The 6,142-nt window shown below is 66.2% G+C and carries 7 protein-coding genes and 1 pseudogene; 3 read left to right on the forward strand and 5 right to left on the reverse strand.

The window, feature by feature from the left end; genetic code table 11:
* Positions 1 to 636 (reverse strand): carboxyl transferase domain-containing protein (locus SE92_RS07030; RefSeq protein ID WP_283806758.1); only part of this gene is annotated, 636 nt, incomplete at its 3' end.
* A 148-nt stretch (positions 637 to 784) separates the two neighbouring features.
* Between SE92_RS07030 and SE92_RS07035 the strand changes: the two genes are divergently transcribed.
* From SE92_RS07035 to SE92_RS07045, 3 genes are all read left to right on the forward strand, one after another.
* Entirely contained in the window at positions 785 to 1,189 is a 405-nt protein-coding gene (locus SE92_RS07035) for a DUF4260 domain-containing protein (protein WP_063195075.1), read from the forward strand.
* A 128-nt stretch (positions 1,190 to 1,317) separates the two neighbouring features.
* Complete coding sequence (locus tag SE92_RS07040) at positions 1,318 to 1,911, forward strand: hypothetical protein (RefSeq protein ID WP_063195076.1); 594 nt, start codon at positions 1,318 to 1,320, stop codon at positions 1,909 to 1,911.
* Between the two features lie 73 nt (positions 1,912 to 1,984).
* Positions 1,985 to 2,977 (forward strand): dienelactone hydrolase family protein, encoded by a 993-nt coding sequence (locus tag SE92_RS07045; RefSeq protein ID WP_063203379.1) that lies wholly within the window; start codon positions 1,985 to 1,987, stop codon positions 2,975 to 2,977.
* 168 nt (positions 2,978 to 3,145) lie between these two features.
* Here SE92_RS07045 and blaOXA read toward each other — a convergent pair whose 3' ends face one another.
* The 4 genes and pseudogenes from blaOXA to SE92_RS37075 form a co-directional block, all read right to left on the reverse strand.
* Positions 3,146 to 4,003, reverse strand: coding sequence for a class D beta-lactamase (gene blaOXA / locus SE92_RS07050; protein ID WP_063195077.1), 858 nt, complete (start codon positions 4,001 to 4,003; stop codon positions 3,146 to 3,148).
* Positions 4,004 to 4,039: 36 nt separating this feature from the next.
* On the reverse strand, positions 4,040 to 4,303 hold the full coding sequence (locus tag SE92_RS07055) for an EscU/YscU/HrcU family type III secretion system export apparatus switch protein (protein WP_063195078.1): 264 nt from the start codon (positions 4,301 to 4,303) through the stop codon (positions 4,040 to 4,042).
* On the reverse strand, positions 4,300 to 5,907 hold the full coding sequence (gene fliK, locus SE92_RS07060) for a flagellar hook-length control protein FliK (protein ID WP_063195079.1): 1,608 nt from the start codon (positions 5,905 to 5,907) through the stop codon (positions 4,300 to 4,302). Before fliK ends, SE92_RS07055 begins: the two co-directional genes overlap by 4 nt.
* A gap of 73 nt (positions 5,908 to 5,980) precedes the next feature.
* Positions 5,981 to 6,142 (reverse strand): annotated as a pseudogene (locus SE92_RS37075) (ATPase); the annotation flags it as partial.

Raw genomic sequence — 6,142 nt, forward strand, 5'->3', positions numbered from 1 at the left:
GCCGAGCTCTTCGGCCGTGACGACCTCGTTGGTCACGGTCTTCACGACGTCGGGGCCGGTGACGAACATGTAGCTGGTGTTCTTCACCATGAAGATGAAGTCAGTCATCGCCGGCGAATAGACGTCGCCGCCGGCGCAGGGGCCCATGATGACGGAGATCTGCGGGATCACGCCGGAGGCGAGCACGTTGCGGCGGAACACGTAGGAATAACCGGCGAGCGCGGCGACACCTTCCTGGATGCGCGCGCCGCCCGCGTCATAGAGGCCGATGATGGGCGCCCGCGCCTTCATCGCCATGTCCTGAAGTTTTGTAATTTTCAGCGCGTGCGTTTCCGAGAGCGAGCCGCCGAACACCGTGAAGTCTTTCGCGAACACAAAGGTCTTGCGGCCATTCACGGTACCCCAGCCGGTGACGACGCCGTCGCCCGGCACCTTGTTCTTCTCCATGCCGAACTCGGTGGAGCGGTGCTCGACGAACATGTCGAATTCCTCGAACGATCCCTTGTCGAGCAGGAGCTCGATGCGCTCGCGCGCGGTCAGCTTGCCGCGGGCGTGCTGCGCCTCGATGCGCTTCTCCCCGCCGCCAAGCTTTGCGCCGGCACGACGATCTTCAAGGGCGTCCAGGATGTGTTTCATTTGCTCCCGCCAGTATTTAACTAAGCCACGCTTGCCGGGGGTTCTAACACGGCATTTTGCGGACCGGGAAGCGCCTTTCGGCGTCGCAGGGCTGCCCTGTCCGGGCTAAAAGCGCGAGAGATTTCAGAGTTTTGCCCGGGAGGTGCGCATGGACGAAGGAACGACCGAGACAGGTGCTGCGACGGGCGGCGTCAACATCCTGCTGCGGCTGGAGGGCCTCACCCTGTTTATCGGGATGGTGATGCTTTACTGGTCCTGGGACGGCTCTTGGCTGGTCTTTGCCCTTCTCTTTTTCGTCCCCGATCTGAGCTTCCTGGCATACCTGTCCGACGCCAAATTCGGCGCGCTGGTCTACAACGCCGCCCACAGCTACATGGCGCCGGTGTCGCTGCTGACTCTCGGCTTTGGCCTCGGCTCGCCGCTCACCCTGTCCATCGCCTTGATCTGGCTCGCCCATATCGGCATCGATCGGGCACTCGGCTATGGCCTGAAATATTCCGCCGGCTTCGGCTTCACGCATCTGGGCCGGATCGGGCGGCAGAAGGACGCCTGAACCGGGCGCCGGCCAGTTGACCGGGCCTGCCGATTCAGGCTTGCTTCGCACTCGCGATCAGGCGCCGAATGTTGCGTGAGCCCAGTCGGTACGGCGGCGGTCATCTTGCCCTGGCTTTGGCATCACACATGTCCGCGACGGTCGTTCCCCTGCCGCCGAACTCATCGTCCGAAACCGTCGACTTCCTGCGGCGCATGGCCAGCATGGTGTCGGGGCGGAACGGCGAAATGCTGCTGCGTGCCGCGAGCCTGATCGAGCAGCTCGGCCAGCGGGCCATGTCGGCCGAGCGTCTCTTTCACGAGCAGCAGGCCGAGAGCACGCGCAACGCCGAGCTGCGCGAGGCCGCCGAGCTCGCCTCCGATGCCATGGTCAGCCAGATCGAGGTGCTGCGGGCGCAGCTTGCGGAGGTCACTGCGGCAGCCGCGGCCGAGCGCGCCGCCTTCGATGCCGAGCGCGGCAAGCTGATCGGCCTGATGCAGAATGCCGAGAGCCATATCGGCAAGCTGACAACGGAGCTCGACAGCTTGCGGGCCTCCGTCGACAACTTCAACCAGACCGCGGTCTCCGTGCCGATCGAGGTGCTGCGGCTGGCGCGGACGCAGTTCGATTTCCTCTCCGCCGGCTTTGCCCGCAAGGGCGACGTGATCTCGCAGGCGATGAGCGAGATCGGCGGCTTTGCGATCGACCAGGCGCTGACGGCGAAGAAGGCCGACAAGGGCTGAGGTCACCCTGCGACAAAATTGACAGCGCGCAGGCTGGTTGGTCTACTTCCGCAAAATCACAAGGGAGGATCCGATGCCGACGGCATTCCGCGTCGTTGCAACGCTCATTGCGCTCTGCGCTTCCGCCGGGCTCGCTTACGCGCAATCCCTGCCCAAGGAAGTCGCCGTCAGGGCCGAGATCTACCCAATCCCCTCCCTCACCCTCTCCGACCAGCAATTCCTCAGCGGCGATGCCGCCGCCGGCAAGCCGGTGACGGTCGCCGGCGAATTCCGCTTCGCGCAAGGGACCGGTAAGCTCCCCGTCGTGGTGCTGATGCACGGCTCGAGCGGCGTCGGCGCCACCACGGAAGCCTGGGTGCACGCCTTCAACGCCATGGGCATCTCGACCTTCGTGATCGACGGCTTCACCGGCCGCGGGCTGACGGTGGTCGGGCCGAACCAGGCGCTGCTCGGCCGGCTCAATCTGATCATCGACATCCACCGTTCGCTGGAGATCCTGGCGAAGCACCCGCGCGTCGATCCTGATCGCATCGTGCTGATGGGCTTTTCCCGCGGCGGACAGGCGACGCTCTATGCAAGCCTCGAGCGCTTCCACAAGCTCTGGAACAAGTCGGGCATCCAGTTCGCGGCGTACGTCCCGTTCTATCCGGACTGCTCGACGACGTACGTCGGCGATAGCGAGGTCGCCGCGCGCCCGATCCGCATCTTCCACGGCACGCCCGACGACTACAATCCCGTCAAGAGCTGCAAGGCGTTCGTCGAACGGCTCAAGGCCGCGGGCCGCGACGTGGTGCTGACCGAATACCCTGACAGTGCGCACGGATTCGACAGCGGCCTGCTCGGCGTCAGCACCGTTGCGGTGTCGGCCAATGCGCAGACCGTGCGTAATTGCCGTATCAAAGAGGGCGACGGCGGCGTGCTGATGAATGGGGAGACCAATGCGCCCTTCACCTACAAGGATTCCTGCGTCGAGCTGAACCCGCATGTCGGCGGCAATCCGAAGACGGCCGCGGAGGCGCGCAAGGCGGTGGAGGAGTTCTTGCAGGCGTTATTCAAGCTGGGTTAGGGCATGAGAGCAGCGTCCTCGCCGCCCCGTCATTGCGAGCGCAGCGAAGCACTCCAGACTGCCTCAACGGAAAGACTCTGGATTGCTTCGGCGCATCAGCGCAAAATTGCTTCGCAGTTTTGTCGCGAGCTTCTCGCAATGACGTTGAGAGAGACGCAGGCGCGCTCGCTAGATCGCGCCGATCTCGGTAAGGCAGGCCTGCGTCAACGGCATGCGCTCGCCGATGAGGCGCGGCTCCTTGCAATCCATGTTGAGCGCGAACACCGTGTGCGCCTCGCCCTTCTCGGCCCAGCCGACCATCCAGCCGAGCGAAGGCTCGCCGCGCTCCGCACCGAGCAGGCCCGACTTGGCGCGAATGACGGTCTCGCCCACCTTGGTCACCGGCAGAATGTCAGCGACCAGATCCTGGCTGCGCTTGCTGACCGGCAGCGCGCGGCGGCGCAGCCGATCGACGAAATCGATCTGCTCGACCGGATCGATGCGCAAATTCCCGGTGAGCCAGAACTGGTCGATGCCACCGCCGATATCGCGATTGCCGTAGTCGAACTCGTCGACATATTTCTGCATGCGCTCTTGCCCGATGCGCCGCGCGATCTCCTGATAGACCGGCACCGCGCTGACAGCGATCGCGCTGCGCAGCGTGTGATCCTTGTTCCAGGCCTCGATCGGACGCTTCACGCCGTCCCAGGCGAACACGTCCTTGTCGGGATCGCCGACCACTCCGGTCTCGAGCGCGATCAGCGAATTCGCGATCTTGAAGGTCGAGGCCGGGAGCTTGCCCTCGCCCGAGCGCTCCTTGTCGCTGGCGACGATCAGATAATCCTCGACCTTGTAGCCGACGAAGGTGCCTGATGTGCCGAGGTCGGTGAAGCGCTTTGCGAGACTGTCGCGGATCTCGTTGCGCGGCGGTGCGACGTGGGCGAGCGCGCGCTGCGGCAGGATGGCAGATGCGGCAAGAAGGCCGAGAGTGGAGCGGCGGGTGAGCAAGAGCGATGTCCATTGACTGATGAAAGCGGCCGCGACCATGCAGACGCTCCATGGTGAAACGATGACAGGTAGGACCTACCGCCCCCGGCCCGACAGCCGCAGCACGAACACCAGGACCTCGGCGACGGCCTTGTAGAGGTCCGGCGGGATCTCCTCGCCGAGCTCGACCTTGGACAGCGCGCCGGCCAAGACCTCGTTTTCCTCGATCGGGATGTCGTGGGCCTTGGCGATCTCGACGATCTTTTCGCCGATCGTGCCCTTGCCCTTGGCGACGACGACAGGCGCGCCAGACCCCTTCTCGTAGTGCAGGGCGATCGCGAGCTTGGATGGATCGCTCATGTGGCGCGATCCAGGAAGTGGCCGGCGCGGGCCGGTGCCGGTTGCGGCGGCGTGCCGTCGCGAACCAGGATGTCGCCGGGCGTGAGCTCGGCCCTCACCAGGGCCTGGTTGAGCTCACCGATACCGGCGCGGAGCTGCTGCGCGGTCGCCGGCCGCTCCGCCCACATCCGCACGAACGTCTTGTCGCCGTTCAGCGTGATCAACGCATGCACCGGGCCGGCCGGCTCGACATTGAGCGTGAAGCGCGCGCGCCAAGCTTGCTTGGCGGGATCGGCGGATTCATTGCCGCCGTCGCGCGAGATCTCGAACTGCGCCATCGCGGTGCCTTGCGGCGTCGCGAATGGAATCTCGAAATTCCACTGCGGCACCGTGGGATCGACGCGGTGGCCGCTGGCATCGGTGCGATCGGGAAGCGAAGCAACCTGGAGCAGGGTCTGCCGCGCGATCGCGGCATCGGTGTCGTCGAGCAGGCGATGCACCGTTGCGGAGAGCGGCGTGTCCGGCGCGAGCGATGGCGAGGCAATGGATTGCGGCGCCGGCAGCGCGCCGCGAAACGGCGGTGGCGTCGCGCGCGCGGCGGCCTCGACGATATGGCCGTCGGGCACCGCCTTGTTGGAACCCGGGACGTTGCCGGTCAGGCGCGGCAGGTTCTGCGTAACCTCCTGCAGCAAGCTCGCGGCAAGGCCCGCGGACATGCGCGGCATCGCGGCCTGCGGAGCGCTGCCGGCGACGTCGGCCAGCACGGCCGCGGCGAAATTGGCGTTGCGCGGCTGCAATTGTTGAGCGCTTTCGGGAGCGGTCGACGGCGATGCCGTTTGCGCGGCCTCACCTGCAAGCTGAGCCGGCGCGGCGGCGGCTTGCGGTGTCGCCGCGGACGCAGTTGGAATCGCAGTGCCTTGCGGTGCGGCGGTCTCGAGCGTTGCCAGCGTCTGGCGCAGCACCAGCAGCGCGGCCTTCAGATCCGGCGTCGCGCCTGCGGATGGCCTCGTGCCCGCCGCGAGCGAGGCTTCGAGGAACAGGCCGGATTTCTGGAATGCGGATTCGATATCACCACCCTCGAGGCCGGTGTCGAGCGGCGTCTGTTGCGCCAGCACGTCGAGCACCGCCTGCTTCAGCCCCGCCGGCAGATTGCTGCCGGTGACGACGGAGGCCAGATTGGCGAAGAGCGGCGCCTGGCTGCCCTGCTTCGTCACCGCCTCGGCCGAGGCCGTGGTGACGGCGGCCTGCTCCAACGGCGTCAGCGTATTGCGCGTCGCGCCCGCAAACGTCGCCAGCGGCGGGCCGTCCACCAGCGAAGCCGCACGCGGCGTCAGCGTGATCTGATCGGTAGCCGCCTCGCCTGCTCCGCCCAATATTGCGAGGCGGATGGTGCCGTCGTTCTGCGATACCGCGAGCTGGAGATTCTGCCCCGGCGTCAGCGAGACCTCCGACATCACGTCCATCGAGAGGTTGGCGATCGCGATCCGCACCAGATTGTCGGCCATCACGCTGACGACCCTGGCATCGACGACGCTGCCGGCCTGAAGCACGAGGTCGGGCGTCGTCGCACCAGCCGCGGGGCTGGGGGCGCTGACGGGAAGGATGGACGTGACCGGCGTCGGCATCTTATGGGGGCCCAACGAAGCACGGGAGGGGGAGTACGCCCCCCACCGTAACGCCGGCGTCGTAAACCTCTCGTTAAGGACCTTTGGCCGCGGGCTCGTTCACAGCCGTCAAGACCGCCACGGCGGCGTCGAAATCCCGTGCCCGCGTGGCCCGGCGGCGAGCTGCCTCCTCGTCCACGCCCCAATGCTCGATGTTCCAGTCCTCGTCGACATGGGCGGCGGCCCAGATTTGGCC

This window comes from Bradyrhizobium sp. AT1 (assembly GCF_001590795.1).
Lineage (GTDB): Bacteria > Pseudomonadota > Alphaproteobacteria > Rhizobiales > Xanthobacteraceae > Bradyrhizobium.

What these genes read in the sequence shown, in the direction of transcription:
- SE92_RS07035 (WP_063195075.1), top strand. Translation starts at nt 785, where the DNA reads ATGGACGAAGGAACGACCGAGACAGGTGCTGCGACGGGCGGCGTCAAC.
- SE92_RS07040 (WP_063195076.1), top strand. Translation starts at nt 1,318, where the DNA reads ATGTCCGCGACGGTCGTTCCCCTGCCGCCGAACTCATCGTCCGAAACC.
- blaOXA (WP_063195077.1), bottom strand. Translation starts at nt 4,003, where the DNA reads ATGGTCGCGGCCGCTTTCATCAGTCAATGGACATCGCTCTTGCTCACC.
- SE92_RS07045 (WP_063203379.1), top strand. Translation starts at nt 1,985, where the DNA reads ATGCCGACGGCATTCCGCGTCGTTGCAACGCTCATTGCGCTCTGCGCT.
- fliK (WP_063195079.1), bottom strand. Translation starts at nt 5,907, where the DNA reads ATGCCGACGCCGGTCACGTCCATCCTTCCCGTCAGCGCCCCCAGCCCC.
- SE92_RS07055 (WP_063195078.1), bottom strand. Translation starts at nt 4,303, where the DNA reads ATGAGCGATCCATCCAAGCTCGCGATCGCCCTGCACTACGAGAAGGGG.